Genomic DNA, 25,948 nt, shown 5'->3' with positions numbered 1-25,948 from the left:
CCCCGGAGGCTTGGTGTCGATCCCTACGACCGATGGAGCGCCAGCATGTCCACCGACAACACCATTCCTCGACACCGCGCCGACCGGTACGCCGTGTTCGGCGCCTCGGGTGCGCAGGGCTCCGCGATCGTCGCGGCCCTGACCGAGGCCGGCCACGCCGTCCGGGGCGTCAGCCGCTCCGGTGCGGCCTCGCCGGTCCCCGGCGTCGAGAACGTCGCCGCCGACCTCGGCGACCGTGACCAGGTGCGCAGGGCGCTGGAGGGGGTCAGCCATGTCAGCCTCACCATCCCGCTCTGCTACGACCCCGACCTGGTCCGCCGGTACGCCGAGAACGTCACCGCCGCCGCGGCCGAGCAGGGTGTGGGCCGCGTCGTACTCAACTCGAACACCCGGATCCCGGCTGAGCCCACCGAGGCCGCCGCCTTCGAGACCCGCCGGGTGGCCGAGGAGATCGTGCTCGGCGGCCCGGTTCCGGCCGTCGTGCTCCGGCCGTCGCTCTACCTGGAGAACCTGCTGGCGCCGGGCGTGGTGGACGGCGTGACCAACGCCGGCGTGCTGGCCTATCCGCTGCCTGCGGTCACGCCTGTCTCCTGGGTCAGCCACGCCGACCTGGGGCGGGGTATCGCGGTCGCGCTCGCCGAGGAGGCCGACGACCTGGTCGGGCAGACCCTCGACATCGGTGGTCCCGACCTGGTCGGCGCCGACCTGGCCGCGGCGGTCGCGGCGGCCGCGGGCAAGCCGCTGCGGTTCGAGCCGCTCGACCCGGCGATCTTCGAGCAGGGGCTGGCCGGCTTCCTCGGTGCGGACGCCGCGGCCGGCGTCGCGGGGCTCTACCACTGGGTGGGTCGGGACCCAGAGACCGCAGTGATGAGCGGCGGCACCGACGGGCTCAAGAAGCTCGGGGTGACACCTACCTCGGCCGCCGACTGGTCGGCACGGCAGCATGCGTGGGCGCCGATGGCATGAGCTGAAGGGCGCAGGACGCGGCATCACACAGGGGAACTCAGGGGAGCAAGGGAGAGTTTTGACCGCCACGATCACGAACGCGCACTACGACATCGAGGCCATCCAGGCCGGTGACCCGCTGCGGGCGGACGCGCTGCTGGCGCGGCTGCCGGAGCTGAACGGCCGGGCCGACCGCCCGGCGCTGGCCGCGCTGGCGCGAGACCTGTCGACGCGGGCGCTCGCGCTCACCGCCGACGGGCTGCCGTCGCCCACCACCGGGCTGGCGGTGATGCGGGACCTCGGCATGGTGCTCGGCTCGATCAAGCGGCACGGCACCGAGCCGCTGACCGTCGTACCGGAGCTGACGCCGCTGCTGCACGCGCTCGGGCAGCAGACCGACCTGGTGCCGCGCGACACCGTGCAGCACTACACGTCGTGGAACCCGCCGGGCGAGCGCCGCCGTACCTACACCGACGACGAGCAGGAGCGCTGGCTGCAGGACGCGGTCCGCGACGTGTTCCCGGCACTCAGCGCGTCGCTGTCGATCAGCGACGCGCTGATGGAGCTCGACCCGGCGGACGCAAGGTTCGCGCCGACGGCCGACCGGCTGGAGGGCATGGTCCGGCCGATGCTGGAGGCGATCGACTCGGTCACCAGCCGGGTCTCGCCGGTCTTCTTCGCGCAGACGATGCGGCCGTACTTCGAGGAGATCGACGTCGACGGGGTCGACTACCTCGGCCCGGCGGCGGCCCAGGTGCCGCTGTGGCTGGTCGACCTCTGCCTGTGGGCGTGCGACCGCAACGGGCCGGAGTACAACGCCTTCCTCGAGGAGTCGCTGATCTATGCGCTGCCCGACTGGCGCGCGTTCTGGGCTCGGCACGTGTCGGGCACCTCGCTGGTCACCCGGCTGGAGCAGCGGATCGGCGCCGGCACCGAGGGCAAGCAGGAGTCGCTGGCTCGGAGCGCGGAGAGCCTGGCTCTGCTGCTGCGCACGCTGAAGACGTTCCGGGGCCGGCACATCGGGATCGCGAAGAAGGCGTACGCCGACCAGGTGCGGCTCTACGACTACGGCAGCGGCGGCGCGCCGATCGCGCTGCTGAAGCGGGTCCTCGACCTCACCCGCGAGAACGAGACGATCATGCACGCCGCCACCCGCCGGGGCCGTCCATGACGACTCGGATCGTGATCGCCGGCGGCGGCATCGCCGGCCTGTGTACGGCGCTGGCCCTGCACGACGCCGGGTACGACGAGGTCACCGTCCTGGAACGGGCGCGCACCGTGCAGCCGCTCGGGTCCGGGATCAACGTGATGCCGCAGGCGGTGCGCGAGCTGGACCGGCTGGGCCTGCTCGACGACCTGTCCCGGATCTCGGTGCCGACGTCCGGGCTGATCTACGCCACGGCAGGTGGCGAGCGGATCTGGTCCGAGCCGCGCGGCGCCGACGCCGGCTTCCGGTGGCCGCAGCTGTCGATCCACCGCGGCTGGCTGCAGGTCGAGCTGGCCCGGCACGTCGCCGACCGGCTCGGCCCGGGCCGGATCGTCACCGGTGCCGAGGTGATCGATGACCCGGCGACGGTCGAGGAGCGCACCGTGTCGTTCCTGCGCAGGCAAACCGGCGCCGTCGAACAGCTGGAGTACGACGTCCTGGTCGGCGCCGACGGCATCCGGTCGGCACTCCGGCCGCTGGTCGCGCCGGCCGATCCCGGGCCGCGGGCGACCTGGCAGGTGGTGTGGCGGGGGATGGCCTGGGGCGAGAGCTTCCTCGACGGGCGGACGATGGTGATCGGGGGCGACGGCATCCGCAAGGTCGTCTTCTACCCGCTGGCCCACCGTGACGACGACGGTGCCGCATTGCTCAACTGGGCGGCCGCCGAGCCGATCCGGGACGCGCGCGAGGAGGGCAACTGGAACCTCCCGGCCGACCCGGCGTCGTTCGCGCCCGGCTTCGAGGGCTGGGTCCTTGAAGGCGTGGATATCGCCGGGCTGATGCTCGACAGCACCGACTGCTTCGCCTACCCGATGGTCGACCTGGACCCGCTCGACTCGTGGGTCGCCGACCGGGTGGTACTGGCCGGCGACGCAGCGCACGCGATGTACCCGGTCGGCTCCAACGGCGCTACCCAGTCGATCATCGACGCCAGCGCGCTCGCCTACGCGCTCGCCGGCCACGCCGGACCCGAGGCGGGCATCGACGCCGGGCTGGCGGCGTACCAGGAGGACCGGCTGGCCCTGACCCGCCGGGTGCAGGCCGCCAACCGCCGACAGGGCCCCGAGGTCGTGGTCGACCTGGCGGCCGAGCGGGTGCCGAGCCGGGCGGCCACCGTCACCGAGGCGTTCGCGCCCGGCGAGCTGGCCGGGATCGCCGCGCAGTACGCCGCCACCACCAACCTGACCCTCGCCAACGCCGACAGCCCGTACCGGGCACTGGAAGGACAGCCATGAGCCGCACCGGCAAGGAGTACCTCGAGCGGATCAGGGACGGCCGCACCGTCTGGCTGGGCACCGAGCGGGTGACCGACGTGACCGCCCACCCGGCGTTCGCGCGGGCGGCGGCCTCGATCGCCGGCCTGTACGACGCGGCGCGCGACGACGCCTTGACTGTCGCCGGCCCCGATGGGCGGCGTACCCACCGGGCCTTCGACATCGCCCGGTCCTACGGCGACCTGGTCGCCAAGCGCCGCGCGCACCGGGCCTGGGCCAAGCAGAGCTTCGGGTTCCTGGGCCGGTCGCCGGACTACATGGCCTCCGGCGTGGCCGGCTTCGCGGCCCGGCCGGACGTCTTCGTCGGCCAAGGCTTCGACGGTTCCGAGGTCGCGATCGAGCTGCACGGCCGGCTGCGGGGCGAGGACCTGTTCGCGGCGTTCACGATCACCAACCCGTCGACCGACCGGTCCCGGCCGATCGCGGCGCAGGCGTCGCCGGAGCTGTTCCTTCGGGTGGAGCGGGAGACCGACGCCGGGATCGTGGTCAGCGGCAGCAAGATGATCGGCACCGGCGCGGTCTTCGCCGACGAGATCGTGGTCGGCACCATCGAGCCGCTGCGGCCCGAGGACACCGAGTTCGCGTTCAGCTTCGTGCTGGAGCCGGGTACGCCGGGCGTCAGCCTGGTCTCGCGGGCGTCGTACGAACAGACCGCTGGCGGCGAGCGGGACAACCCGATCTCCGGGCGGTTCGACGAGAACGACTCGCTGCTGGTCTGCGAGTCGGTGTTCGTGCCGTGGGAGCGGGTGCTGACCTACCGCGACACCAAGACCACGTTCGGGATGTGGTGGGACACGCCCGCGTACACGAACATGGCGCACCAGGCGTCGACCCGGTTCTGGACCAAGCTGGAGTTCCTGGCCGGGCTGGCGGTGCTGATCACCCGCGGCAACGGCTCGGCCGACAACCCGATGGTGCGCGCGGAGGTCGGCCGTTTGCTCGGCTACGTGCAGCTGGCGCGCTCGTCGGTGCTGGCCGCGGAGGCGGCGTACGAGCAGCGGCCGGACGACGGCGGCGCGGTCCGGCTGGACACCTCGATCACGTTCGCGCAGCGGATCCTGGCCGGCGAGCTCTACCCGAAGTTCGTGCACCAGATCCGGATGCTCAGCGGCGGCTCGCTGACCCAGGTGCCGGCGTCGTGGGACGACCTGCGGGACACCGAGGTCGGCCCGCTGCTGGCGACGTACGCCGCCTCGGTCACGCAGCCGGCCGACGAGCGGGTCGCGCTGATGAAGCTGGCCTGGGACGCGGTCGGGTCGGAGTTCGCCAGCCGGCACGCACACTACGAGCAGTTCTACCAAGGCGCGCCGCACGTCTACCTGACCCAGATGACGTTCACGCCGGACGCCGACGCATGCGCGGCCGAGGCACAGCGCGCCCTGGACCTGGCGTGACCCAGACCGCGGCGCCGGGCGCCGACCTCGACGCGGGCACGACGGCGCGCTGGGTGCTGGCGCTGACCCAGTTCCTGCTGATCCTGGACACCGCGCTGCTCAACGTCGCGGCGCCGGTGATCGGCTCGGACCTGGGCATGAGCGATGCCGGGCAGACCTGGGTGCTCAACGCGTACGTCGTGGCGTTCGGCGGCCTGCTGCTGCTCAGCGGCTGCCTGGCCGACGTGGTCGGGCAGGGCCGGGCGCTGATGGCCGGGCTCTGCGTCCTCGCCGGGGCGGCCGCGGTCGGTGCGGTGGCCGAGTCGGGTGCGCTGGTGATCGCCAGCCGCGCCGGGCAGGGCGCCGGCGCCGGACTCGCGGCCGCCGCGGCGATGGCGCTGGTCTTCTCCCGGTTCGGTGGCGCGGCCCGGGACCGGACGCTCGGGCTCTTCGCGGCGATGGCCGGGCTCGGCGGTGCGGTTGGGACGGTGCTCGGCGGGGTGCTCAGCGACTGGGTGAGCTGGCGGGCGACGTTCTGGCTGAACGTGGTGGCCGCCGTTGTGCTCGTGGTGCTGGCTCGCCGGGAGCCGGCCTTCCGGGGCGATGGGGTACGGCGCCGCTTCAACGCCGTCGGCGGCGTCTGCCTGACCGCCGGCCTCGCCGCCACGGCGTACGCGCTGACCGCGGGCGGCGAGACCGGCTGGACCGCTTTGCCGGTGCTGGTTGCGCTGGGTGTCGCGGTGGCCGGGTTCGCGGCGTACGCCTTGACCGAGCGGGCCAGCCGGGTGCCGCTGGTGGCGCGGACGACCTGGCGCAACGGGCGGCTGCTGTTCGCGCTCGCGCTGGCCAGCGTCGGGCAGCTGGTGCTGGTGCCGTGTCTGTACGTCATCAGCGTCTACCTGCAGGAGGTGCGCGACCTGCCGCCCGCGCAGGCCGGTCTCGGGCTGCTGCCGATGTCGGTGCTGATCATCGTGCTGGCGCCGATGGTGCCGGGGCTGATCGGGCGGTGGGGGCTGCGCGCGGTGACCGCGGGCGCGTTCGCGCTGGTCGGGCTCAGCATGCTGTGGCTGGCGCGGCTCGGCCCGGACTCGTCGTACCTCGGTGCCGTGCTCGGCCCGACCCTGCTGATCGCCTTCGCGCTGCCCACCGTCGCGATCACCACGAACATCGCCGCCGCCATGGCCGCGCCCCCGGACCAGCCGGGCCTGTCGTCTGGGCTGTTGACCACCGCCCAGCAGTTCGGCGCCACCCTCGGGCTGGCCGGATGGCTGAGCATCGCCGTCGCCGCCGGCGGGCAGACGCGTGGGTACTCGGCCGCCTTCCTGATCGCCGCCGGCGTGGCCGGCGCCGCCGCACTCGCGGTGGGCGTGGTCAGAGCGGAAAGGCCAAAATCGGGCATTTAGCATAAAGAGGGCACCTGCTCTCTAAGCGTGACCTCGACGCACTGAAACTCGTTCTTCTTTCGATCACCCCACGCTCCGACGGGACGGAGCCCCGCAAGATTCCTGGCTGCGGGTGGGGGTGCTGGGAGAAAGAAGCTCACCGTGCGCTTTCGCATACCTACAGCACTGACCGTCGGTGCCGCGGCGGTCCTCGTCGCGACCGGCCTGACCGCACCCTCCGCCACGGGTGCAGACGACGGCCTTGCCGCCGTGTCGCCGTACCTCAGCAAGCAGCTCAAGACCCTGACCGGCGGCGCTCGGACCACCGTCCTGGTCCACGGCGACACCCTCGCCGACGCCAACCAGGCGGTCGCGGCCGCCGGCATGACCAAGGTGACCGCCTTCAAGAAGGTCGGCATCGTCGCCGCCCGCGGGACCAAGGCGCAGATCGAGGCGGTGCGTGGCCTCGCCGGCGTCGAGTACGTCGAGGGCAACGCGCCGATCAAGCTGCACCAGAACACGTCCAACATCGCCACTCGCGGCTACGAAGCCACCCAGACGCTGACCGGTGCCGACGGCACCAAGCTGACCGGCAAGGGCGTCTCAGTCGCGGTCATCGACACGGGCGTCGACCCGACGCATCCCTACCTGAAGAACGCCGACGGCAGCTCCGCGGTCGTAGCCAACCTGCGCACGCTGTGCGACCCCACCGAGACGCTGTGTCAGGTCGTGAAGGTGCCGAACATCGTCGACACCGACACCACCGCGCTCGGTGGCCACGGCACCCATGTCAACGGCATCGTCGCCGGCCGGCCGACCACGCTGACCTCGGGCGAGAAGCTGCAGGGTGCCGCTCCGGGCGCCAGCCTGGTGTCGATCTCGGCCGGCGCCGCGCTGCTGGTGCTGGGAGCCGATGCCTCGCTCAACTGGGTGCTGGAGAACCACAAGGCGCCGTGCGGTGCCGGCGTGCCCGCGTCCACCTGCCCGCCGATCAAGGTGACCAGCAACTCCTACGGCAGCGAGGGCACGTTCGACCCGAACTCCGCGACCGTGAAGATCCAGCGGGCGCTCGCGGCTGAGGGCGTCGTCACCGTGTGGGCGGCCGGCAACTCCGGTGGCGACGGTACGGCGAGCACCACCAACCCGCCCGGCCAGGACCAGACGCCCGGCATCATCTCGGTGGCGTCGTACTTCGACCAGAACACCGGCACCCGCAACGGCGTCGTCTCCGACTTCTCCTCGCGCGGGGCGGCGGCGAACAAGTCGACCTGGCCGGACATCTCCGCGCCCGGTGAGTCGATCACCTCGTCCTGCCGGCTCTACCTGCCGATCTGCTCGACCGGCCTGGACTTCAAGAACGGTCCCGGCCTGCTCGACATCGGCACGTTCAACACGATCAGCGGTACGTCGATGGCGTGCCCGCACATCTCCGGCATCGTGGCCCAGCTCTTCCAGGCCAACCCCAACGCGACGCCGGCCCAGATCGAGAACGCGCTCAAGTCGACCGCACACAAGTTCACCAACGGTGCGCCGTACGACGGCGGCACCTCGTTCGACAAGGGCTACGGCCTGGTTGACGTCGTCGCCGCGGCAGGCGCCGTACGCTAAAGACACTGGCACCACAAACAGACGGCACGGCCTCGTTCTGCGGGGCCGTGCCGTCGCTTTTCATAAAAGCGATGCTATCCTCGTTTTTATGAAAAGCCCCGGGCCAAGCGTGCTGCCGCTACTGCGGTCGCGGGTTCAGGGCGACATCGTCGCCTGGATCATGCTCAATCCGGAGAACGAGTTCAGCCTGGTCGAGATCGCCGAGGCGGTTCGGACGTCACCGGCAACTGTCATGCGCGAGGTGGATCGGTTGGCTGCCGGCGGCCTCGTACGCGAGCGGCGCATGGGTAACACCCGGTTAGTGCGCGCTGACACCGACAACCCTGTGTACCGTCCACTCGCGGACCTGATGGCGGTCACCTTCGGGCCGGTGGGCGTACTGCGGGATCTGCTCGGCACTGTGCCGGGTGTGGACCAGGCAATCATCTACGGCTCCTGGGCGGCACGGTACGACGGGCAGTCAGGACCGGTTCCGGGTGACATCGACGTCCTTGTCATCGGGACTCCAGAGCGCGGCGCGCTCGACGACGTCGCCGAACAGGCCGAAAGACAGCTCCGGCGAGAGGTCAACATTCGCCGAGTAGCCCCCGAGACCTGGGCGGCGGACGACAGCGCCTTCAAACGAACTTTGAGCAGTCGACCGACTGTGACCCTGATCGGGAACGGAGGCACTGATGAGTGATCCGAAGTCGGGAGTCTCTATCGAGCCCGGCCGCTGGCCACTTGGCGCGGACGACGTGTCAGGGATGATCGAGCGTGGCGAACTCGAGCTGGTTCAGGCGTCTCCGGACCACGCCGGCCTGCTCATCAGCCAGGCCGAAGGTCACCTGCAGGCGGCGGCGCCGCTAACCGAGGTCCATCCTTCTTCGGCGTACAACCTGCTGTACGACGCAGCTCGCCTCGCATTGACGGCCGCCCTCGCCAAGCAGGGACTTCGACCGACGCGGGCCGGAGGACACCTTGCTGTGCAGGAAGCCGTCGAGGCTCAGCTCGGCCCGAACGTCCGTCACGTCATCCGCGCCTTCCGAATGCTCCGCCGGCGCCGGAACGACAATGAGTACCCGAGCCTCGACACTCTGCCAATCACCGCCGAGGAGGCAGAGGACAGCCTCCAGGATGCTCGCGACATCGTCGACATCATGCGAAAGCTCCTCCCGAGGCTGGGTCCGTGGTGACCTCGGACGAGCAGTCGCGTCTTGCACAGACGGATGGAAAGTTCGACGCGCCGGGCGGGCCGTGTGCGGTCGAGTGTGTCGTCAGCGGGGACGGGTTCGGCGTGCCGTTCGGGGTCCGTCGACACGAAGGCCTGCTCACTGTCCACCATCCCGGCGGCAGGGTGGTCGTTGTCGACCTGGTGACCCGTGAGCTGGTCGCGGACGTGCGTACTGCCGTGTGACGTCGGTGCGTCCCCCTAGGGTTCAGGCGTGACCTTGTACCTCCACCGCGCGGAGCGGACCGACGTGCTTGCCGACGGGCTCGGCGAGCTGTTGGCGACGCCGCTGCCGGACCCGCTGGCGGAGGAGGTCGTGGTGGTGCCGGCGCGGGGGGTGGAGCGGTGGCTGACGCAGCGGCTGTCGCACCGGCTGGGTGCGGGCGAGCGGGGCAGCGACGGGATCTGTGCGGGGGTGCGGTTCCTGTCACCGCATTCGCTGACCGCGCTGCTGCTCGGCCGCGAGAACGACGACATCTGGGCGCCGGACCGGCTGGTCTGGCCACTGCTGGAGGTGATCGACGGGTGCGCGGGGGATCCGGTGTTCGCGACGTTGAGCGCGCACCTCGGGTACGCCGACGCGGGCGAGGACGGCGTGCACCGGCAGAGCCGGCGCTACTCCGTGGCGAGGCGGCTGGCGGGCCTGTTCGCCTCGTACGCCGCGCAGCGGCCGCAGCTGGTGGCCGACTGGCGGGAGGGCCGAGACACCGACGGGGTGGGTGGCGCGCTTGAGCCGGACCTGGTGTGGCAGGCCGAGCTGTGGCGGCGGCTGGTGGTGCGGGTCGGCGAGCCGGCGCCGGACGTGCGGCAAGCCCAGACCGTGGCCCGGCTGCGCGACGGCGACGAGTCGCTGGACCTGCCGGCGCGGCTGTCGCTGTTCGGGCACACCCGGATCCCGGCGACCGAGGCCGAGCTGCTGGGTGCGCTGGGCCGGCTCCGCGACGTACATCTCTGGCTGCCGCAGGCCTCGCCGCAGCTGTGGGACGACCTGGCGCCGCTGGTCGCCGAGGGCCCGGTGCCGCGTGCCGACGACGACTCCGCGGCGTACGCCGGGCATCCGCTGCTCGCCGCGCTCGGCCGCGACGCTCGGGAGCTGCAGCGGACCCTGACGCTGGCGGGGGAGGCCGAGGACGTGGTCTCGACGACGGTTGCTGCGCAACCTGCTCGACCACCCGGCGTGCTGCAGTGGCTGCAGGCGGACCTGCGGAGCAACCGGGAGCCGACGACCGACGAGCGATCCGAACGGGTGCTGGCCGACGGCGACAGGTCGGTGCAGGTGCATGCGTGTCACAGCGCGTCGCGGCAGGTGGACGTGCTGCGTGAGGTGCTGACCGGGCTGCTGGAGGACGACCCGACACTGCAGCCGTGGGACATCGTGGTGATGTGCCCCGACATCGAGACCTACGCGCCGCTGATCTCGGCCGGTTTCGGGCTGGCCGGCGTGGTCGAGGAGGGCGGGCACCCGGCTCACGGGCTGCGGGTCCAGCTCGCCGACCGGGCGCTGTCCAGCACCAACCCGCTGCTCGGGGTGGCGGCGACGCTGATCGAGCTCGCCGGCGGCCGGGTGACGGCGAGCGAGGTGCTCGACCTTGCCGGCCACGAGGCGGTACGCCGCCGGTTCGGGTGGGATGACGACGACCTGGCCCGGATCGCCGGCTGGGTGGCCGAGTCCGGGATCCGCTGGGGGCTGGACGCGGAGCGGCGCGGCCGGTTCTCGATGGAGAAGTTCGGCCACAACACCTGGCGGGCCGGCCTCGACCGGATCCTGCTCGGCGTCGCGATGTCCGGCGACGAGCTCACCTACCTCTCCCACGCGCTCCCGGTCGACGACGTCGGCAGCAACGACGTGGAGCTGGTCGGGCGGCTCACCGAGTACGCCGACCGGCTGGGCCGCTGCCTGCGCGCGCTCGACGACGCGACCGGCGTCGCGGAGTGGATGAGCGCGCTCGACGAGGGCGTGGCCGGGCTGACCGCCGTACCCGCCAGCGACGCGTGGCAGCGCACCCAGCTCGAGAGGGAGCTGGCGCGGGCGACCGAGGCGGCCGGCGTTGGTCTCGGCACCAAGCTGCGGCTGGCCGACGTGCGGGCGCTGCTGACCAGCCGGCTCGGCGGCCGGCCGACCCGGGCCAACTTCCGCACCGGTGCGCTCACCGTCTGCACGATGGTGCCGATGCGCTCGGTCCCGCACCGCGTGGTCTGCCTGGTAGGGCTCGACGACGGCGTCTTCCCGAGAGTGGCCGGCATCGACGGCGACGACGTGCTCGCCCGCCGCCCGGTCACCGGCGAGCGCGACGTCCGCAGCGAGGACCGCCAGCTGCTGCTCGACGCGGTGCTGGCCGCCCGCGACCACCTGGTGATCACCTACACCGGCGCCGACGAGCACTCCGGCGCGAAACGTCCACCCGCCGTACCGCTCGGCGAGCTGCTGGACGCCCTGGACCGCACGACGTCCGAGCCGATCACCGACCGGGTCCGGACCCGGCACCCGCTCCAGCCGTACGACGCGCGCAATCTCGCCGGGTTCAGCTTCGACCAGGCGGCGCTCGCCGGGGCGCGGGCGGCGACCGGGGTACGGACCCGGCGGCCGCCGTTCCTGGAGGAGCCGCTGCCGGAGCGTCCGCCGGGCGTGGTCTCGCTGGCCGACCTGAAGCGGTTCTTCGGCCACCCGGCCCGCGAGTTCCTGCGCCAGCGGCTCGACGTGGCCACCTCCTGGGAGACCGACGCGGTCGGCGACGCGATCCCGATCGACCTCGACGGGCTGGAGAAGTGGGCGGTCGGCGACCGGCTGCTGAGCGACGTGATGGCCGGCGCGGCGCCGGAGTCGGTGCTGACCGCGGAGCTGCTCCGCGGATCGATGCCGCCGGGGCGACTCGGCGACGGCAGCCTGCGCGAGATCGCCGACGAGGCGCAGAAGCTGTACGCCGGCACCGCGCACCTGCGCACCGGCACTCCCCGGATCGTCGACGTCGACCTCGTCCTCGGGGGCGGTCGCCGGCTGGTCGGGACGGTGCCTGGGGTCTACGGCAACCGGGTGCTGCAGCTCGGCTACTCCTCGCTGCGGGCGCGGCAGAGGCTGCTGTCCTGGCTCGACCTGCTCGCGCTCAGCGCCGGGCACCCCGACGAGAGCTGGTGGGCGCACGCGGTCGGCAAGGCGAAGGCCGGGCCGCAGGCCGCCGAGGCGGGGCCGCTGGACCACCGTGCCGCCGACTGGCTGCGCGACCTGGTCGCGGTCTACGACCTGGGCCTGACCGCACCCCTGCCGCTGCCGGTGAAGACCGGGCTGGCCTGGGCGGAGGCGCAGCACCGTGCCGAGCGCGGCGCCGACGTCACGCCGTACCAAGCAGCCGAGCGCGAATGGCGCACCGACCCCAACAACGAGTGGGGCATCCAGGGCGAGGACGCCGATGCCGCCCACGTCCGGGTATGGGGCGAGCGAGCATCGCTGCAGCGGCTGGTCGACGCCGGCCTGCCCGACCTGGCCTGGCGGGTGTGGGGCCCGCTGCTCACCGGCGCCGAGAAGGTGGGTCCCCTCTGATGGATACCTTCGACATCCGCGGCCCGCTGCCGACCGGCACCACGCTGCTGGAGGCGAGCGCCGGCACCGGCAAGACCTGGACGATCGGCGCGCTTGTGGCGCGGTACATCGCCGAGGGCCACGCCCGGCTCGAGGAGATGCTGGTGGTGACGTTCGGGCGTGCCGCCAGCCAGGAACTCCGGGAGCGGGTGCGTGCGCAGCTGGTCGAGGCGGCGCGGGCGCTGGCCGACCCGAGCGCGTACGGCGAGGGCAAGCGGACCGCGAGCGACCTGATCGACCTGCTGCTCGACGGCGACGAGGCGACGCTCAACGCCCGCCACAGAAGGATCCGGGATGCGCTGACCTCGTTCGATGCGGCGACGATCGCCACCACTCACCAGTTCTGCAGCCTGGTCCTCGGCTCGCTCGGCGTTGCCGGCGACACCGACGCTCAGGCCCGGCTGGTCGAGGACCTCGACGACCTGCTGGTCGAGGTGGTCGACGACCTCTACCTCCGCGCCTTCGCGTACGCCGACGGCCGGCCCGAGTTCACCCGTGCCCAGGCGCTGGCGATCGCCCGGACCGCGATCGGCGACCCGCAGGCCCGGCTGGAGCCGGCCGCCGAGCCACCGACCACGACCCCGGGCCGGCGGGTGTCGTTCGCCCGCGCCGTCCGGGCCGAGATGGAGCGCCGCAAGCGCCGGCTCGGCATCCTCAGCTACGACGACCTGCTCAGCCAGCTCGCCGACGCCCTCGATCATGAGGACGCGCCGGCACGGGCGCGGATGCGGGCGCGGTGGCGGATCGTGCTGGTCGACGAGTTCCAGGACACCGACCCGGTGCAGTGGCAGGTCCTCGACCGCGCCTTCACCGGCCACGCCACGATGGTGCTGATCGGCGACCCCAAGCAGGCGATCTACGCGTTCCGCGGCGGCGACGTCACCACCTACCTCCAAGCCGCCGCGACCGCCACCACCAAGCAGACGCTGGCGGTCAACTGGCGCGCGGACGCGCCGCTGCTGGCCGCAAGCCAGGTGCTGTTCGAGGGCGCGGCGCTGGGCGACGAGGCGATCGTCGTACACCCGGTCGAGGCGCAGCACGACGCTGCCCGGCTGGCCGGCTCCCCCGTCAACGCGCCACTCCGGCTGCGAGTGGTGACGCGGGAGGACTTCAGGCGCAAGGGCAACGCGCCACTCCTGGTCGGCCAGACCCGGCCGAAGATCGCCCAGGACCTGGCGCTCGACATCGCCCGGCTGCTGGCCTCGGACGCGACGTACGACGGACGGCCGCTGGAGCGCCGCGACATCGCGGTGATCGCCTACCGGCACCTCGACCTCGCGGCCGCCCGCGAGGCGCTCCACGAGCTCGGTATCCCGGCGGTGATCGCGGGCGGCGGCAGCGTCTTCGCGACCCCGGCGGCCGGCGAGTGGGTGACGCTGCTGGAGGCGCTCGAGCAGCCGCACCGGAGTGCGCGGGTGCGGGCCGCGGCGCTCACCAGCCTGATCGGGTACGACGCCCGCCGGCTCGACGAGGGTGGCGACGAGCTCACCGACCGAGTCGCCCAGCAGCTGCGCATCTGGGCCGACATCCTGGCCCGGCGCGGGATCGCTGCGGTGTTCGAGGCGGTGACCGCTGCCGGGCTGCCGGGCCGGGTGCTGGCGCTGGTCGGCGGCGAGCGGCAGCTCACCGACCTCCGCCACATCGCCGAGGTGCTCCACGAGACCGCGCTCCGAGAGCGGCTCGGGCTGGTGCAGCTGCTGACCTGGCTGCGCGCCCAGGCCACCGACGGCAGGGCCGGCCGCGGTGCCGAGCGGACCCGTCGCCTCGACAGCGACGCGGCCGCCGTACAGCTGGTGACGATCCATGCCAGCAAGGGGCTGCAGTACCCCGTGGTCTACCTGCCGTCGGCCGCCGACCGCCGGCTCGACGACCCGCGCACCCCGCTGTTCCACGACGCCTCGGGGGACCGCTGTGTGAACGTCGGCGGCGGTGGCGCGGGCTGGTCGGACGCGATCGGCCGGGCGCTGGCCGAGGACGCCGGCGAGTGGCTGCGGCTGCTGTACGTCGCGATGACCCGGGCCCAGTCGCAGGTCGTGACCTGGTGGGCGCCGACCCGGAACACCTCCTCCTCGCCGCTGCACCGAATGCTGCTCGGCCGCCGCCCGGGGATGTCGGTGGTGCCCGACGAGACGCCGCTGCGTCCCGACGACGAGGCGGCCCGGATCTTCGCGGCCTGGCAGGGCGCGGGTGGACCCGTCGTCGAAGAGGCGCGGCCGCTGGCCGGCCTGCCGGAGGTCGCCGCCGACCCGCCGCCCGCGCTGGAGCTACGCCGGTTCACCCGCGAGATCGACCTGGCCTGGCGCCGTACGTCGTACTCGTCCCTGACCGCCGTCGAGACCGCCCCCCGCGCCGACGTCGTCAGCGAACCCGAGGACGCCGGCAAGCTGGATGAGTCGGAGGTCTCGATACGGTCGCAGAGCGACCTACTCGACCACCGACCCGAGGCCCAGGTGGTGTCGCCGATGGCGACGCTCCCGGTGGGAGCGACGTTCGGGTCGCTGGTGCACGGCGTACTCGAGGTGGCCGACCCGTCGGCCCACGACCTGCACGCCGAGTTCCTGCGGCACATCGACGAGCAGGTGGTGCGGTGGCCGGTCGAGCTGGACCGGGAGGAGCTGGCGGACGCGCTGGTGAAGGTCTGCGACACCCCGCTCGGCCCGCTCGTCGACGACATCACGCTGCGCCGGCTGCCGCGGAGCGAGCGGCTGTGCGAGATGGACTTCGAGCTGCCGCTGGCGGGTGGCGACCTCCGCGAGTACGACGCGGACGCCGTCGCGCTCGGCGACCTGGCCCCGATCCTGCGCCGGCACCTCGCCGAGGGCGACCCGGTGCGGGCGTTCGCGGATGCCCTCGCCGACCCGGTGCTGGGGGAGCAGCCGCTGCGCGGGTACCTCACCGGCTCGGTCGACGTCGTGCTCCGGGTCGGCACCGGCGCGGACGCCCGCTACCTACTCGCGGACTACAAGACCAACTGGCTGGGCGCCCTCGACGACGAGGCTCCGCTGACCGCCTGGGACTACCGGCCGGAGATGCTGGCCGGGGCGATGGGCCACTCGGACTACCCGCTGCAGGCGCTGCTCTACTCGGTGGCGCTGCACCGCTACCTGCGCTGGCGGCTGGCCGGGTACGACCCGGAGCGCCACCTCGGCGGCGTCCTCTATCTCTACCTGCGTGGCATGTGCGGCGCGGAGACGCCGGTGGTCGACGGTCAGCCGTGCGGGGTGTTCGCCTGGAAGGCGCCGGTGGCGCTTGTCGAGGAACTGTCGGCGCTGCTGGACGGCGTCCGGCCGGACGGGGTGGTGGCGCGATGACCGAGCTCCTGGATCCCTACGACGCCCGCCTGGCCGCCGGTGCTACCGGGCTGCTGCGCGAGTTCAACCGGGCCGGCGTGATCGAGGCGTCCGACGTACACGTCGCGACCCGGCTGGCCGAGCTTGCCAGCGACGACGACCCGCGCGTCGCCCTCGCGGTGGCGCTGGCGGTACGCGCGGTCCGGCACGGCTCGGTCTGCGTCGACCTCAAGACCGTCGCCGCCGACCTCGAGCCGGACGCCGGCGCCGAGCTGTCGCCCTGGCCGGAGCCCGGAGCGTGGCTGGATGCGGTTGCCGCCTCGCCACTGGCCGAACAGGGCGTGGTCAGGGTGGAGTTCGAGCTGCTCTACCTGGACCGCTACCACCGGCAGGAGGTCCAGGTCCGCGACGATCTCGCTGCCCGCGCCGCCCAGGATCCGCCGGCCGTCGACGAGGAACAGCTGGCGGCGGCGCTCGCCCGGGTCTTCCCACCCAACGGGTACGACGAGCAGCGCGCCGCCGCCCGGCATGCGGTCGGCCAGTGGACCACGGTGCTGACCGGCGGTCCCGGCACCGGCAAGACGACCACCGTCGCCGGCCTGCTCGCCCTGGTCGCCGACCAGGCGCGGATCGCCAACTCGACCGGCCGGGCGCCGTCGATCGCGCTCACCGCACCTACCGGCAAGGCCGCGGCCCGGCTGCAGGAGTCGGTGACGACCGAGCTGGGCCGGATGCCGGTGGCCGACCAGGAGCTGCTGCGCCAACTGGTCGACGGTGCCGGGGCCGGCGGGCTGCAGGCGATGACCCTGCACCGGCTGCTCGGCTGGCGACCCGACAACACCACCCGCTTCCGCCACGACCGCGCCAACCGGCTCGGCCACGACGTGGTCGTGGTGGACGAGGCGTCGATGGTGTCGCTGACGATGATGGCCCGGCTGCTCGAAGCGGTCCGGCCCGACACCCGGCTGATCTTCGTCGGCGATGCCGACCAGCTGACCTCGGTCGACGCGGGTGCGGTGCTGTCCGACCTGGTCGCCGGGTACGCCGGTCGCCCCGGCAACACAGACTCTCCGGTGGCGACGCTCGCCACCACCCACCGCTTTGGCGCCGAGATCGGCCGGCTGGCGGCGGCACTGCGACGCGGCGACGCGGACGAGGTGCTCGAGGTACTGCGGGCCGGGAGCGCGGAGGTCGAGCTGGTCACCGGCGACCCGGCCGAGGCGCTGCGGGACGACGTGCTGGCGGCCGCGACCGCCACCCGGGCGGCCGCGCTGCGCGGCGACGCCGAGGCGGCGGTGGCGGCGCTGGACCGGCACCGGCTGCTGTGCGCCCACCGCGACGGACTGCGCGGCGTACACCACTGGAACGCGCAGATCGAGCGCTGGCTCGCCGAGGTGGAGCGGACCGACTACTGGCCGCAGTGGTACGCCGGGCGGCCGCTGATGGTGACCGCCAACGACTACGCGCTCGGGGTCTACAACGGCGACACCGGTGTCGTCGTCCGGCGGCCCGACGGCAGCCTGCGGGCGATGATCTCGGGCAGCGCCGGGCTGCTCGACTTCGCGACACCGCGGCTGAGCGACGTGGAGACCATGCACGCGCTGACCATTCACAAGAGCCAGGGCAGCCAGGCCGACCACGTGACCGTACTGCTGCCCGACGAGGACTCCCGGCTGCTGACCCGGGAGCTGTTCTACACCGCGGTCACCCGGGCCCGGCACAAGGTGCGGGTGGTCGGCAGCGAGAGCGCGGTGCGCGCCGCCGTCGCCCGCCGGGCGCTGCGAGCCAGCGGTCTGCGGCAGCGGCTCTCCGACGACGTCAGCGGCTGAAGTAGACCTCGCCCGGCTTGGTCGCGCCGAGCAGCTTCGACACCGTCACCAGCCGGAAGCCGCGCGCCCGCAGCCCGTCGATGATCCGCCCGGCCGCGTCCGCGGTCGTCGGGTGGATGTCGTGCATCAGCACGATCGAGCCCCGGCGGGCCTGGCTCAGCACTCGGCGGACGACGATGTCGGCGTCGCGGACGCGCCAGTCCTCGGTGTCGACCGACCACAGGATCTGGGCGAGCTTGGCACGGCGGGCGGCCTCCTTCACGGTGGCGTCGGTCGCGCCGTACGGCGGCCGCATCAGGTGCGTGCGGACGTCGGTCGCGTGCTCGATCGCATCGATGGTTCGCCACAGCTGCCGGCGTACCCCGGCCGAGTTGAGCCGGGTCAGGTCCGGGTGGTCCCAGGTGTGGACGCCGATCTGGTGACCGTTGCGGACGATCCGGCGGGCCAGCTTGGGGCGCGCCGCGACCTGCTGGCCGAGCACGAAGAAGGTCGCCTTCGCCCGCTTCTGGCGCAGCGTCGTGAGCAGGCGGCCGGTCGGCGCCGCCGGCCCGTCGTCGTACGTGATCGCCACGCACTTGAAGCGCTCGCAGTAGGGCCGCTCCGCCGCTTGGGCGGGTGCCTGGGCAGGCGACTTGGCGGCGGACGTGGTCTGGCCGGTGGCGACCAGCACGCCGACGACCACGAGCAGGGCGGCCGCGGCGGCCATGCTGAATGACCTGGACACTCGGTGCATCGGAATCCCCCAATTCCTCAACTCATCTTGATGCTCCTCTGACGCCGGGCCTGGCGGGTTGGTTCGGCGGATCTCGTGCCTGGCTGGGGGAGCCGGATTCGCCAAAGTGAAAAGATCACACCAATCCCTGAGACTCTGATCCCTTCGCCGTCCAGGGCTGGGCCAGGCAGGTCATGATGGCGGGAGGCGGATTTGCCCGGAAGGCGCTTTACCTAGCCGTACCCGCGACGGCTATGGTCGGGGGTCCGCTGGATGAGGAGGCGAGATGCCGTTCCTGCTGCGCGTGGAGCTTCCGGACGTTCCGGGGTCTCTGGGCCGAGTCGCGTCGGCCATCGGTGAGGCCGGTGGCGACATCGATGCGATCGAGATTGTCGAACACCGCGCCGACGGCATGGCCGTCGACGATGTGCTCCTGGAGACCGCTGCCGGCACCATGCCGGACTCGATCGTGTCGGCCTGTAACTCGCTGGACGGCGTGAAGGTGGTCTGGATCTCTCGGTACGCCGCCGGCGGCAACCTCTTCCTCGACCTGGAAGCCGTCGAGGAGCTCACCGCACACCCGGCCACCGCCCTGGACCGGCTGATCGACCTGCTGCCCGCCACCTTCCGCGCCGACTGGGGCGCCCGGGTCCGGCGTACCGAGAACGGCGCGGAGATCGTGCACGCCACCAACGCCGCTCCCGAGAGGTTCGAGTGGCACGACCTCAAGCGCGCCGCCCGGGTGTACGGCGACGACGATGACAACGTCATCGCCGCCGCCCCGCTGGACACCAACGAGATCGTGGTCATCGCCCGCCGCGGCGGCCCCGAGATCCTCGACTCCGAGCTCGCTCGCCTCGGCCACCTGGTCACCCTCGCCGGCTCCATCGCCCGCTCCGCCACCACCTGACCCGGCCCGTCTTCACCTCCAAGCACGCCGACCCGGCTTGTGTTCACGTCTGTCGGCGCTGACCCGGCCCGTGTTGACGAAAATTCGGTGAACAAGAGCCGGGTCAGCGCGTCTCGGTGTGAAGTCAGGCCGGGTCAGCGTTCCTGAGCGTAGACAAGAGCCGGGTCAGTGGCTGCGGAAGAAGCGGATGGCCGCGATGGCACCTGTGGCACCGGAGCCGACGTGGTCGCGGACCCGTAGGTCACGAGTGCGTACGGCGTAGCCCGAGCGTGCGAAGTCGTTGGCGCAGTGCAGGGTGTTGGTGGGCGGCACCTCGCGGTCGCCGCCGGTGTAGAACATCCGGGTCGGTGCCTTCGGCACCCAGCCGCGGCAGGTGCCGTCGTACGCCCGCAGTGCCTTGAGGAAGGCCCCGGTCGGGTTCCGCAGCTGCTTCATCCAGCGCGGCGTCAGCAGCTCGGCCGGGGTGTCCGGCATCCGCTTCCAGACCTCGTCACCGGAGTGAGTGCCGTCGTACAGGCCGGTCACGAAGCCGGCGTACGGCTTCCGGAACGCCTCCTGCGGCGAGCCGTACAGACCGTGCATCCAGTCCCAAGAGGTGAGCACGTAGCCGAGGTAGAGGGTGGCCAGCTTCGGAATCACCTCGCCATGCACCATCGCCGGCAGCTCCGCCTCGATCGCGGCGTACGGGCCGCTGACCGGTGCCAGGCCCGCCAGCCGGGATCCAGGCGCCTTGCCCTCCTGGATCGCCCGGCCGACGACCATCGCGGCGTGTGCGCCCTGCGAGAAGCCGGCCACGTTGACGCCGCGCTCCAGCTGCCGTCCGTGGCGGCGGGCGAAGGAGCGGGCCGCGGTCAGCAGGTCGAGGGTCGCGCTGCGCTCGGTCCTGCTGTCGAGGTACGCCGGCCGGCCGTCGCCGGTTCCGAGGCCGAGATAGTCCGGCGCCACCGCGGCGTAACCCGCGGCCGCGAACGCCAGCGCCGCCGCCTGCTGGTACCTGTCGCTGGTGTCGGTCGACGGCGCGTAGGCGGCCGTCGCCACCGTGCCGTGGCCCCAGATCACCGGCTCCAGCCGCCGCGGACCGGTGGTCGGGAAGGCGACCAGACCGCTGGCGCGGGTGGGCTTCCCGGAGCGGGTGATGGTCCGGTACTTGAGCCGGTAGGCGACCAGCGGCCGGCGTACCTCCGTGGTCGGGTAGCCCGCGTTCTTCAGTAGCCGCTTCGCCTGCGGCACGGTCAGCCGCAGGATCCTGGTCGACGAGAGGACGTCGCCGCGGTCGGCCGCCGCAGCCGCAGCCGCAGCCGCAGGTGCCGGAGCCGGAGCTGGCGCCGCGACGGCGGGGGCGAGCGGAGTGAGAGCAAGGGCGAGGGTGGTGCCGGCGAGGATGCCGGCCGTGGTCTGGCGTGCGGTGAAGGTCATGTCTCGACGCTAGAAATCAACGTGTCCGGAGACAGGAGCGCTGCCACCCCGACCTGGGGTGGATCTGGGTCTACTACTCCCGTTCGAGGATGAAGACCGGGATGTCGCGCTTGGTCTTCCGCTGGTACGCCGCGTAGGTCGGGAAGGCGGCCACCGCGCGCTCCCACCACATGGCCCGCTCGTCGCCGCTCGCCAGCCGTGCGACGTACGCCGCCGGCTCCGGGCCGTCCTGCAGCTGGACGTGTGGGTCGGCGAGGAAGTTGCCGACCCAGGCGGGGTTCTTCACCGCGCCGCCGTAGGACCCGACCGCGGCGTACACACCGTCATGCTCGACCCGCATCACCGGGTTCTTGCGCAGCTTGCCGGACTTCGCGCCGCGCGAGGTGATCACCACGATCGGCCGGCCCGTCACCTTGTTGCCCTCGCGGCCGCCCGTCGACTCGTAGCGCTCGACCTGCCGCCGGACCCAGCCGGTCGTGCTCGGTGCGTACTCGTCGGCTGTCGTCATGGCTCCATCCAAGCACCGGGTCGTCCCCTCAGCGAGCGCCATAGCGCTCTCTCAGTAGGACGACGCGGCCGGTAACGTTCGCTGCCATGAGTGCGCTGCCGGGAGTCTCCGAGACCTTCGACCCTTCGGCGTGGAAGGAGGTGCCGGGCTTCGAGGACCTGACCGACCTCACGTACCACCGCGCGCTGGCGCACGGCACGGTCCGGATCGCGTTCGACCGGCCCGACGTACTCAACGCGTTCCGGCCGCACACCGTCGACGAGCTGCTGCGCGTCCTCGACCACGCCCGGATGAGCGCCGACGTCGGCTGCGTGCTGCTCACGGGCAACGGCCCGTCGGCCAAGAACGGCAAGCGGTCGTTCTGTACCGGCGGCGACCAGCGGATCCGGGGCAAGGCCGGCTACCAGTACGAAGCGGTCGAGGCCGGCAGCTCCGACACCGGCGCTGAGGAGCCGAGCCCGATCGACAAGGCCCGGCTCGCCCGGCTGCACATCCTGGAGTGCCAGCGGCTGATCCGGTTCATGCCCAAGGTCGTGATCTGTGTGGTCCCCGGCTGGACCGCCGGCGGCGGCCACTCGCTGCACGTGGTCTGCGACCTCACCCTGGCCAGCGCCGAGCACGCCCGCTTCAAGCAGACCGACGCCGACGTCGGCTCCTTCGACGGCGGCTACGGGTCGGCGTACCTCGCCCGCCAGGTCGGCCAGAAGTTCGCCCGCGAGATCTTCTTCCTCGCCCAGGAGTACTCCGCCGAGGACGGCGTCCGGATGGGCACCGTCAACCGCGCCGTACCCCACGACGAGCTGGAGGCGACCGCGCTGGAGTGGGGCCGGCTGGTCAACGGCAAGTCCCCGACCGCGCAGCGGATGCTGAAGTACGCCTTCAACCTTCCCGACGACGGCCTGGTCGGCCAGCAGCTCTTCGCTGGCGAGACCACCCGCCTCGCCTACATGACCGACGAGGCCCAGGAGGGCCGCGACCAGTTCCTCGAGAAGCGCGACCCCGACTGGTCGCCGTACCCCTGGTACTACTGACCTAGCAGCTTTCGCGACGCATGCCGGTCGTCGTGGTCGGCGTACACTGACCGGCATGACGCTGAACGCATCGGAGTTCTACGAGGCGGGCCTGGCCCTGCCTCCTTCTGTGCGCAAGGACGTCGCCCTCCGACTGCTTGACTCGGTCGAGGTCGCTGACCAGGAGTCGGTCGACGAAGCATGGTCCGACGAGGTCGCTTCTCGTGTCGACGACCTTCTCAATGGCGAGGTCCAGACGATTCCGGGCGAGCAGGTCTTTGCCGAGCTGGCTGAGCGACGGGCCGCGCGCGAAGCATGAGTTCCGGCTTCGACTTTCATCCGGAAGCCCGGGCCGAGTTCGTCGCTGACGTCGACTGGTACGACGAGCGTGAGTTCGGAGTCGGCGCGCGTTTCGAGCTAGCAGTGCGTGAGGCGATCGATGCAGCCATCGACGCGCCGAAGTCGTGGCCGGTGTGGCCAGGGTGGGACCGCGAGCCGGTGGTGCGGTCGAAAGGCGTCCGGGACTTTCCGTATCGGATCATCTACTTCATCGACGGCGACCTCCTCACCGTCGTGGCCACTGCGCACACGAAGCGGCGTCCTGGCTACTGGCGGGATCGCGTCAGCGTCGGGACGCGTTGAGGTAGCGCGCGACGGCGGCGGCGCGGGCGGACTTCCCGCGGACCTCGAGCTTCAGGTAGGCGTTCTGGAGGTGCCGCTCGACGGTGCGCACGCTCAGGGTCAGGGCCTCGGCGATGCCGTCGTTGTCCAGACCCTCGGCCGCGAGGACGAGTACGTCGCGCTCCCGGGGGCTCAGCGAGGCGATGCCGAGGGTGGACGCGGCAGCCGCTTCGGGCTCCGGCCGCGGTAGGAAGGCGAGCATCTCGCTGACGAAGATCTGCCAGGCCGCGTCGTCCTCGAGGACGATGTGGTTGTCGCACTCGAGCGGCGTGAACCGGGCGTCCGGCATCGCCGAGGCGAGCTCCACCGACTTGGCGAAGGGGTGCATCCGGTCGTGCCGGGAGTGCATGATCAGCGCCGGCACCGAGAGGTCCTTGAGCAGGGGCCGTACGTCGACGTCCCGCCGGCCGACGCGCGCCCGGACCAGGGTCTCGGGGGTGACCGCGAGCCGCTGCAGCTCGTCGAGCCAGCGCATCTCCCGCTCGCCGCCGTCGGGAATCATCAGCGTGGTGAAGACCCGGCGGAAGGTGGAGTCGGGCCGGGCCCAGCCGACCCGGACCATGTCGTCGAACACCTGCGCCTGGTCGAGCTCGTCCGGCGTCGGGTCCGGCATCGTCACGGCCGAGCTGCCGTAGAAGACCAGCCGCTCGACCCGCTCGGGATGCCGGTGCGCGTAGCTGATCGCCACCGCTCCGCCCTGGGCCATCGCCATCAGCGAGAACCGGTCGAAGCCCGCGGCCTCCACCACTGCCTCGAGGTCGCCGATCCGGGCCTCGAGCGAGAAGTCCTCGATCTCGCGCTCGGACAGCCCGAAGCCCCGCTCGTCGAAGCGGACCACGGTGGCGATCGAGCCGAGGAACTCCAGGAAGTGCCGCCACACCGGGCTCTCCCAGTCGTGCTGGAGATGGCTCAGCCAGCACGTCGAGATCACCAGCGGCGGGCCCTCGCCGTGTACGGCGTACGCGATCCTGACCCCGTCGGGCGCGGTGCAGAACCGGAGCTCCTGGCGAGGCCCGGGGTCGGTCACCGGGTGCGGCAGGGCAGACCGTCCGGGCATGCTCCATCTTCACCCGGGAACGGGCGCGGGGCCAGTACCTGACTGGGTGGCTGCGCGTAGCCGGCGGCGGTACGGCGGTGCCAGGCTGCGCGGCTGCACCGATGCCCGAGACGCCCGCCCGCTCCTAGCGTCGTCCGGGTGAAGACAACCGACTACGGGCCCGGGTTCCTTGGCCTCGCGCCAGACACCGAAGCAGGCCAGCAGCTGTACGCCGAGCACCTCGCCGACCGCGGCTACGTGACCAACATCAGCAGGCTGTGGGCGCACGCACCGGCGCTGTACAGGCAGGTGCTGGACGCCGGCAACGAGGCGGCGCGGCTGGCCGGCCTGGACACCCGCGACCGGGCCGTGGTGATCACCGCGATGGCGATGTCGCTCGGCGACAGCTACTGCGCGCTGGTGTGGGGCGACCGGCTCGCCGAGAAAGCTGGCGAGCAGGTGGCCCGGGACGTGCTCCGGGGCGACGTCGACCGGCTGCCCGAGCGCGACCGGCTGCTCGCCGACTGGGCCCGCCGGGTCACCGCCGACCCGAACGCCACCGTCGCCGAGAACGTCGCGCCGCTGCGCCGGCTGGGCCTGTCCGACGCGCAGATCCTGGCCCTGACGACGTTCGCCGCGCTGCGGCGAGCCTTCGCGTCGGTGAACGACGCACTCGGGCTGCCGCCCGACGACAACCTGGTCGCCTCGGTTCACCCGGTCGTCCGCGAGCAGCTCCACCACCGCCTGAGCCACGAGAGATAGAGAGAAGGAACGACAATGACCACCTCACCCACCACCGTCCTGGACAAGTACGCCGCCGACCCGGCCTCCACGGTCACCTCGCCGTCGGTGACCGCCGCGCTGACCCCGACCGGAGCGCACCTCTCGTCCGGGCCGTTCGAATGGGACTCCGACCTCCCACCGCCGCTCGGCGGGACCGGCGGCTCGCCCAGCCCGACGGCGTACCTGCTGGGTGCGCTGGCCGGGTGCGCGGTCGCATTCGTCGCCGACACGCTGGCGCCCGAGTTCGGGATCGAGATCGGGAAGCTGTCGGCCATGGCGAGCTGCCGGGCCGACATCGCCGGACTCGTCGGCGCCCCGGGCGCGGTGCCCGACCTCACCGACGTCGCGCTGACCATCGACCTCGACACGCCGTCGGACCCGGAAGCGGTCACCCGCCTTCAGGAGGCCTGGCTGGCGCGCTGTCCGGTGCTGCTCGCGCTGACCCGGCCGGTCGGCGTGACCGTCGACTTCGGAGTCATCTAATCTCCAAATATGAGGATTGCGGTGCTGACCGGCGCCGGGATCTCCGCGGAGAGCGGGGTCCCGACGTTTCGCGACGCCGACGGCCTGTGGGAGGGACACCGGGTCGAGGACGTCGCCACACCGGAGGCGTACGCCACCCAGCCGGACGTCGTACACCGCTTCTACGACGAGCGCCGGGCCGCCCTCGTCAACGTGGAGCCGAACCCCGCCCACGTCGCCCTCGCCCGCCTCGAGGATGCGATCGGCGAGGACCTGACGATCGTCACCCAGAACATCGACGACCTGCACGAGCGAGCCGGGTCGACGCGGGTGCTGCACATGCACGGCGAGCTCAACTCCGCGCTGTGCCGGTTCTGCGAGGCGCGGGTGCGGTGGACCGGCCCGCTCGCCGACCTGCCGCCGTGCCCTAACTGCGGGGTGCCCGAGCTGAGGCCGGACGTGGTCTGGTTCGGCGAGGTGCCCTACCACCTGCCGGAGATCGAGGTGGTGCTGGCCAAGGCGGACCTGTTCGTCTCGGTCGGCACCTCCGGCGCGGTCTACCCGGCGGCCGGGTTCGTCCAGGTCGCGAGGATGTACGGCGCCCGCACGCTCGAGCTGAACCTGCTCACCAGCGACGTCTCCGACCTGTTCCTCGAGTCCCGCCTCGGACGGGCCGGCGAGCTGGTCCCGGCCTGGGTGGACGAGGTTCTGGGTTAGCCAGCGCCCACGCGGCGGATC

At 72.3% G+C, this 25,948-nt stretch carries 23 protein-coding genes; 19 read left to right on the top strand and 4 right to left on the bottom strand.

Annotation, left to right across the window (positions count from 1 at the left end; all coding sequences use genetic code 11):
• Positions 1–45: 45 nt before the first annotated feature.
• The 12 genes from DDV73_RS08895 (at position 46) to recD (ending at position 17,692) form a co-directional block, all read left to right on the top strand.
• Positions 46–966 carry an SDR family oxidoreductase gene (locus DDV73_RS08895; RefSeq protein ID WP_109506888.1) on the top strand — a complete coding sequence of 307 codons (921 nt, stop codon included), beginning with the start codon at positions 46–48 and terminating at the stop codon, positions 964–966.
• Between the two features lie 58 nt (positions 967–1,024).
• Positions 1,025–2,116 (top strand): monodechloroaminopyrrolnitrin synthase PrnB family protein, encoded by a 1,092-nt coding sequence (locus DDV73_RS08890; protein ID WP_206050777.1) that lies wholly within the window; start codon positions 1,025–1,027, stop codon positions 2,114–2,116.
• A complete protein-coding gene (locus DDV73_RS08885; RefSeq protein WP_109506886.1) occupies positions 2,113–3,387 on the top strand; it encodes an FAD-dependent monooxygenase in 1,275 nt (424 codons plus the stop codon). The genes DDV73_RS08890 and DDV73_RS08885 overlap by 4 nt, the downstream gene beginning before the upstream one ends.
• Entirely contained in the window at positions 3,384–4,820 is a 1,437-nt protein-coding gene (locus DDV73_RS08880) for a 4-hydroxyphenylacetate 3-hydroxylase family protein (protein ID WP_109506885.1), read from the top strand. The genes DDV73_RS08885 and DDV73_RS08880 overlap by 4 nt, the downstream gene beginning before the upstream one ends.
• A complete protein-coding gene (locus DDV73_RS08875; RefSeq protein ID WP_161962329.1) occupies positions 4,817–6,202 on the top strand; it encodes an MFS transporter in 1,386 nt (461 codons plus the stop codon). The genes DDV73_RS08880 and DDV73_RS08875 overlap by 4 nt, the downstream gene beginning before the upstream one ends.
• A gap of 141 nt (positions 6,203–6,343) precedes the next feature.
• A complete protein-coding gene (locus DDV73_RS08870; protein WP_109506883.1) occupies positions 6,344–7,789 on the top strand; it encodes a S8 family serine peptidase in 1,446 nt (481 codons plus the stop codon).
• Positions 7,755–8,471, top strand: a complete 717-nt coding sequence (locus tag DDV73_RS08865) for a MarR family transcriptional regulator (RefSeq protein ID WP_161962328.1) — start codon at positions 7,755–7,757, stop codon at positions 8,469–8,471. The genes DDV73_RS08870 and DDV73_RS08865 overlap by 35 nt, the downstream gene beginning before the upstream one ends.
• Positions 8,464–8,964 (top strand): HEPN domain-containing protein, encoded by a 501-nt coding sequence (locus DDV73_RS08860; protein ID WP_109506881.1) that lies wholly within the window; start codon positions 8,464–8,466, stop codon positions 8,962–8,964. The genes DDV73_RS08865 and DDV73_RS08860 overlap by 8 nt, the downstream gene beginning before the upstream one ends.
• Positions 8,958–9,185, top strand: a complete 228-nt coding sequence (locus DDV73_RS08855) for a hypothetical protein (RefSeq protein ID WP_109506880.1) — start codon at positions 8,958–8,960, stop codon at positions 9,183–9,185. The genes DDV73_RS08860 and DDV73_RS08855 overlap by 7 nt, the downstream gene beginning before the upstream one ends.
• A 28-nt stretch (positions 9,186–9,213) precedes the next feature.
• Positions 9,214–12,534: an exodeoxyribonuclease V subunit gamma gene (gene recC, locus DDV73_RS08850; RefSeq protein WP_109506879.1), complete on the top strand. Its 3,321-nt coding sequence runs from the start codon at positions 9,214–9,216 to the stop codon at positions 12,532–12,534.
• Positions 12,534–15,884 (top strand): UvrD-helicase domain-containing protein, encoded by a 3,351-nt coding sequence (locus DDV73_RS08845; protein ID WP_109506878.1) that lies wholly within the window; start codon positions 12,534–12,536, stop codon positions 15,882–15,884. Before recC ends, DDV73_RS08845 begins: the two co-directional genes overlap by 1 nt.
• Positions 15,881–17,692, top strand: a complete 1,812-nt coding sequence (gene recD / locus DDV73_RS08840; RefSeq protein WP_109506877.1) for an exodeoxyribonuclease V subunit alpha — start codon at positions 15,881–15,883, stop codon at positions 17,690–17,692. The genes DDV73_RS08845 and recD overlap by 4 nt, the downstream gene beginning before the upstream one ends.
• On the opposite strand, the gene DDV73_RS08835 is transcribed toward recD, so the two are convergent.
• A complete protein-coding gene (locus tag DDV73_RS08835) occupies positions 17,682–18,416 on the bottom strand; it encodes a polysaccharide deacetylase family protein (RefSeq protein WP_161962327.1) in 735 nt (244 codons plus the stop codon). The genes recD and DDV73_RS08835 overlap by 11 nt on opposite strands.
• Before the next feature lie 274 nt (positions 18,417–18,690).
• Here DDV73_RS08835 and DDV73_RS08830 point away from each other — a divergent pair, with 274 nt between their 5' ends.
• On the top strand, positions 18,691–19,314 hold the full coding sequence (locus DDV73_RS08830) for an ACT domain-containing protein (RefSeq protein WP_109506875.1): 624 nt from the start codon (positions 18,691–18,693) through the stop codon (positions 19,312–19,314).
• A gap of 165 nt (positions 19,315–19,479) precedes the next feature.
• Here DDV73_RS08830 and DDV73_RS08825 read toward each other — a convergent pair whose 3' ends face one another.
• Both DDV73_RS08825 and DDV73_RS08820 read right to left on the bottom strand, forming a co-directional pair.
• A complete protein-coding gene (locus tag DDV73_RS08825) occupies positions 19,480–20,730 on the bottom strand; it encodes a lipase family protein (protein ID WP_109506874.1) in 1,251 nt (416 codons plus the stop codon).
• A 73-nt stretch (positions 20,731–20,803) separates the two neighbouring features.
• Entirely contained in the window at positions 20,804–21,238 is a 435-nt protein-coding gene (locus DDV73_RS08820; RefSeq protein ID WP_109506873.1) for a nitroreductase family deazaflavin-dependent oxidoreductase, read from the bottom strand.
• Positions 21,239–21,324: 86 nt separating this feature from the next.
• Here DDV73_RS08820 and DDV73_RS08815 point away from each other — a divergent pair, with 86 nt between their 5' ends.
• From DDV73_RS08815 to DDV73_RS08805, 3 genes are read left to right on the top strand one after another with little or no spacing between them, the layout of a single operon-like run.
• Positions 21,325–22,269, top strand: a complete 945-nt coding sequence (locus DDV73_RS08815; protein WP_109506872.1) for a 1,4-dihydroxy-2-naphthoyl-CoA synthase — start codon at positions 21,325–21,327, stop codon at positions 22,267–22,269.
• A 55-nt stretch (positions 22,270–22,324) separates the two neighbouring features.
• Positions 22,325–22,567 (top strand): addiction module protein, encoded by a 243-nt coding sequence (locus DDV73_RS08810; protein WP_109506871.1) that lies wholly within the window; start codon positions 22,325–22,327, stop codon positions 22,565–22,567.
• A complete protein-coding gene (locus DDV73_RS08805) occupies positions 22,564–22,890 on the top strand; it encodes a type II toxin-antitoxin system RelE/ParE family toxin (protein ID WP_109506870.1) in 327 nt (108 codons plus the stop codon). Before DDV73_RS08810 ends, DDV73_RS08805 begins: the two co-directional genes overlap by 4 nt.
• Here the strand turns inward: DDV73_RS08805 and DDV73_RS29105 are convergent.
• Positions 22,871–23,986: an alpha/beta fold hydrolase gene (locus tag DDV73_RS29105; RefSeq protein ID WP_109506869.1), complete on the bottom strand. Its 1,116-nt coding sequence runs from the start codon at positions 23,984–23,986 to the stop codon at positions 22,871–22,873. The two genes, DDV73_RS08805 and DDV73_RS29105, sit on opposite strands and share 20 nt — an antisense overlap.
• Positions 23,987–24,124: 138 nt before the next feature.
• Here DDV73_RS29105 and DDV73_RS08795 point away from each other — a divergent pair, with 138 nt between their 5' ends.
• From DDV73_RS08795 to DDV73_RS28660, 3 genes are read left to right on the top strand one after another with little or no spacing between them, the layout of a single operon-like run.
• Positions 24,125–24,727, top strand: coding sequence for a carboxymuconolactone decarboxylase family protein (locus DDV73_RS08795; RefSeq protein WP_109506868.1), 603 nt, complete (start codon positions 24,125–24,127; stop codon positions 24,725–24,727).
• A 15-nt stretch (positions 24,728–24,742) separates the two neighbouring features.
• Positions 24,743–25,231 (top strand): OsmC family protein, encoded by a 489-nt coding sequence (locus DDV73_RS28665; protein ID WP_206050776.1) that lies wholly within the window; start codon positions 24,743–24,745, stop codon positions 25,229–25,231.
• 9 nt (positions 25,232–25,240) lie between these two features.
• A complete protein-coding gene (locus DDV73_RS28660) occupies positions 25,241–25,927 on the top strand; it encodes an NAD-dependent deacylase (RefSeq protein ID WP_206050775.1) in 687 nt (228 codons plus the stop codon).
• Positions 25,928–25,948 lie beyond the last annotated feature (21 nt).

It is taken from the genome of Nocardioides speluncae (genome assembly GCF_003121585.1).
Lineage (GTDB): Bacteria > Actinomycetota > Actinomycetes > Propionibacteriales > Nocardioidaceae > Nocardioides > Nocardioides speluncae.
This window is presented reverse-complemented; position numbering and strand designations above follow the sequence as displayed.

What these genes read in the sequence shown, in the direction of transcription:
- DDV73_RS08895 (WP_109506888.1), top strand. Translation starts at nt 46, where the DNA reads ATGTCCACCGACAACACCATTCCTCGACACCGCGCCGACCGGTACGCC.
- DDV73_RS08885 (WP_109506886.1), top strand. Translation starts at nt 2,113, where the DNA reads ATGACGACTCGGATCGTGATCGCCGGCGGCGGCATCGCCGGCCTGTGT.
- DDV73_RS08880 (WP_109506885.1), top strand. Translation starts at nt 3,384, where the DNA reads ATGAGCCGCACCGGCAAGGAGTACCTCGAGCGGATCAGGGACGGCCGC.
- DDV73_RS08860 (WP_109506881.1), top strand. Translation starts at nt 8,464, where the DNA reads ATGAGTGATCCGAAGTCGGGAGTCTCTATCGAGCCCGGCCGCTGGCCA.
- DDV73_RS08845 (WP_109506878.1), top strand. Translation starts at nt 12,534, where the DNA reads ATGGATACCTTCGACATCCGCGGCCCGCTGCCGACCGGCACCACGCTG.
- recD (WP_109506877.1), top strand. Translation starts at nt 15,881, where the DNA reads ATGACCGAGCTCCTGGATCCCTACGACGCCCGCCTGGCCGCCGGTGCT.
- DDV73_RS08830 (WP_109506875.1), top strand. Translation starts at nt 18,691, where the DNA reads ATGCCGTTCCTGCTGCGCGTGGAGCTTCCGGACGTTCCGGGGTCTCTG.
- DDV73_RS08825 (WP_109506874.1), bottom strand. Translation starts at nt 20,730, where the DNA reads ATGACCTTCACCGCACGCCAGACCACGGCCGGCATCCTCGCCGGCACC.
- DDV73_RS08820 (WP_109506873.1), bottom strand. Translation starts at nt 21,238, where the DNA reads ATGACGACAGCCGACGAGTACGCACCGAGCACGACCGGCTGGGTCCGG.
- DDV73_RS08815 (WP_109506872.1), top strand. Translation starts at nt 21,325, where the DNA reads ATGAGTGCGCTGCCGGGAGTCTCCGAGACCTTCGACCCTTCGGCGTGG.
- DDV73_RS08810 (WP_109506871.1), top strand. Translation starts at nt 22,325, where the DNA reads ATGACGCTGAACGCATCGGAGTTCTACGAGGCGGGCCTGGCCCTGCCT.
- DDV73_RS08805 (WP_109506870.1), top strand. Translation starts at nt 22,564, where the DNA reads ATGAGTTCCGGCTTCGACTTTCATCCGGAAGCCCGGGCCGAGTTCGTC.
- DDV73_RS29105 (WP_109506869.1), bottom strand. Translation starts at nt 23,986, where the DNA reads ATGCCCGGACGGTCTGCCCTGCCGCACCCGGTGACCGACCCCGGGCCT.
- DDV73_RS28665 (WP_206050776.1), top strand. Translation starts at nt 24,743, where the DNA reads ATGACCACCTCACCCACCACCGTCCTGGACAAGTACGCCGCCGACCCG.
- DDV73_RS28660 (WP_206050775.1), top strand. Translation starts at nt 25,241, where the DNA reads ATGAGGATTGCGGTGCTGACCGGCGCCGGGATCTCCGCGGAGAGCGGG.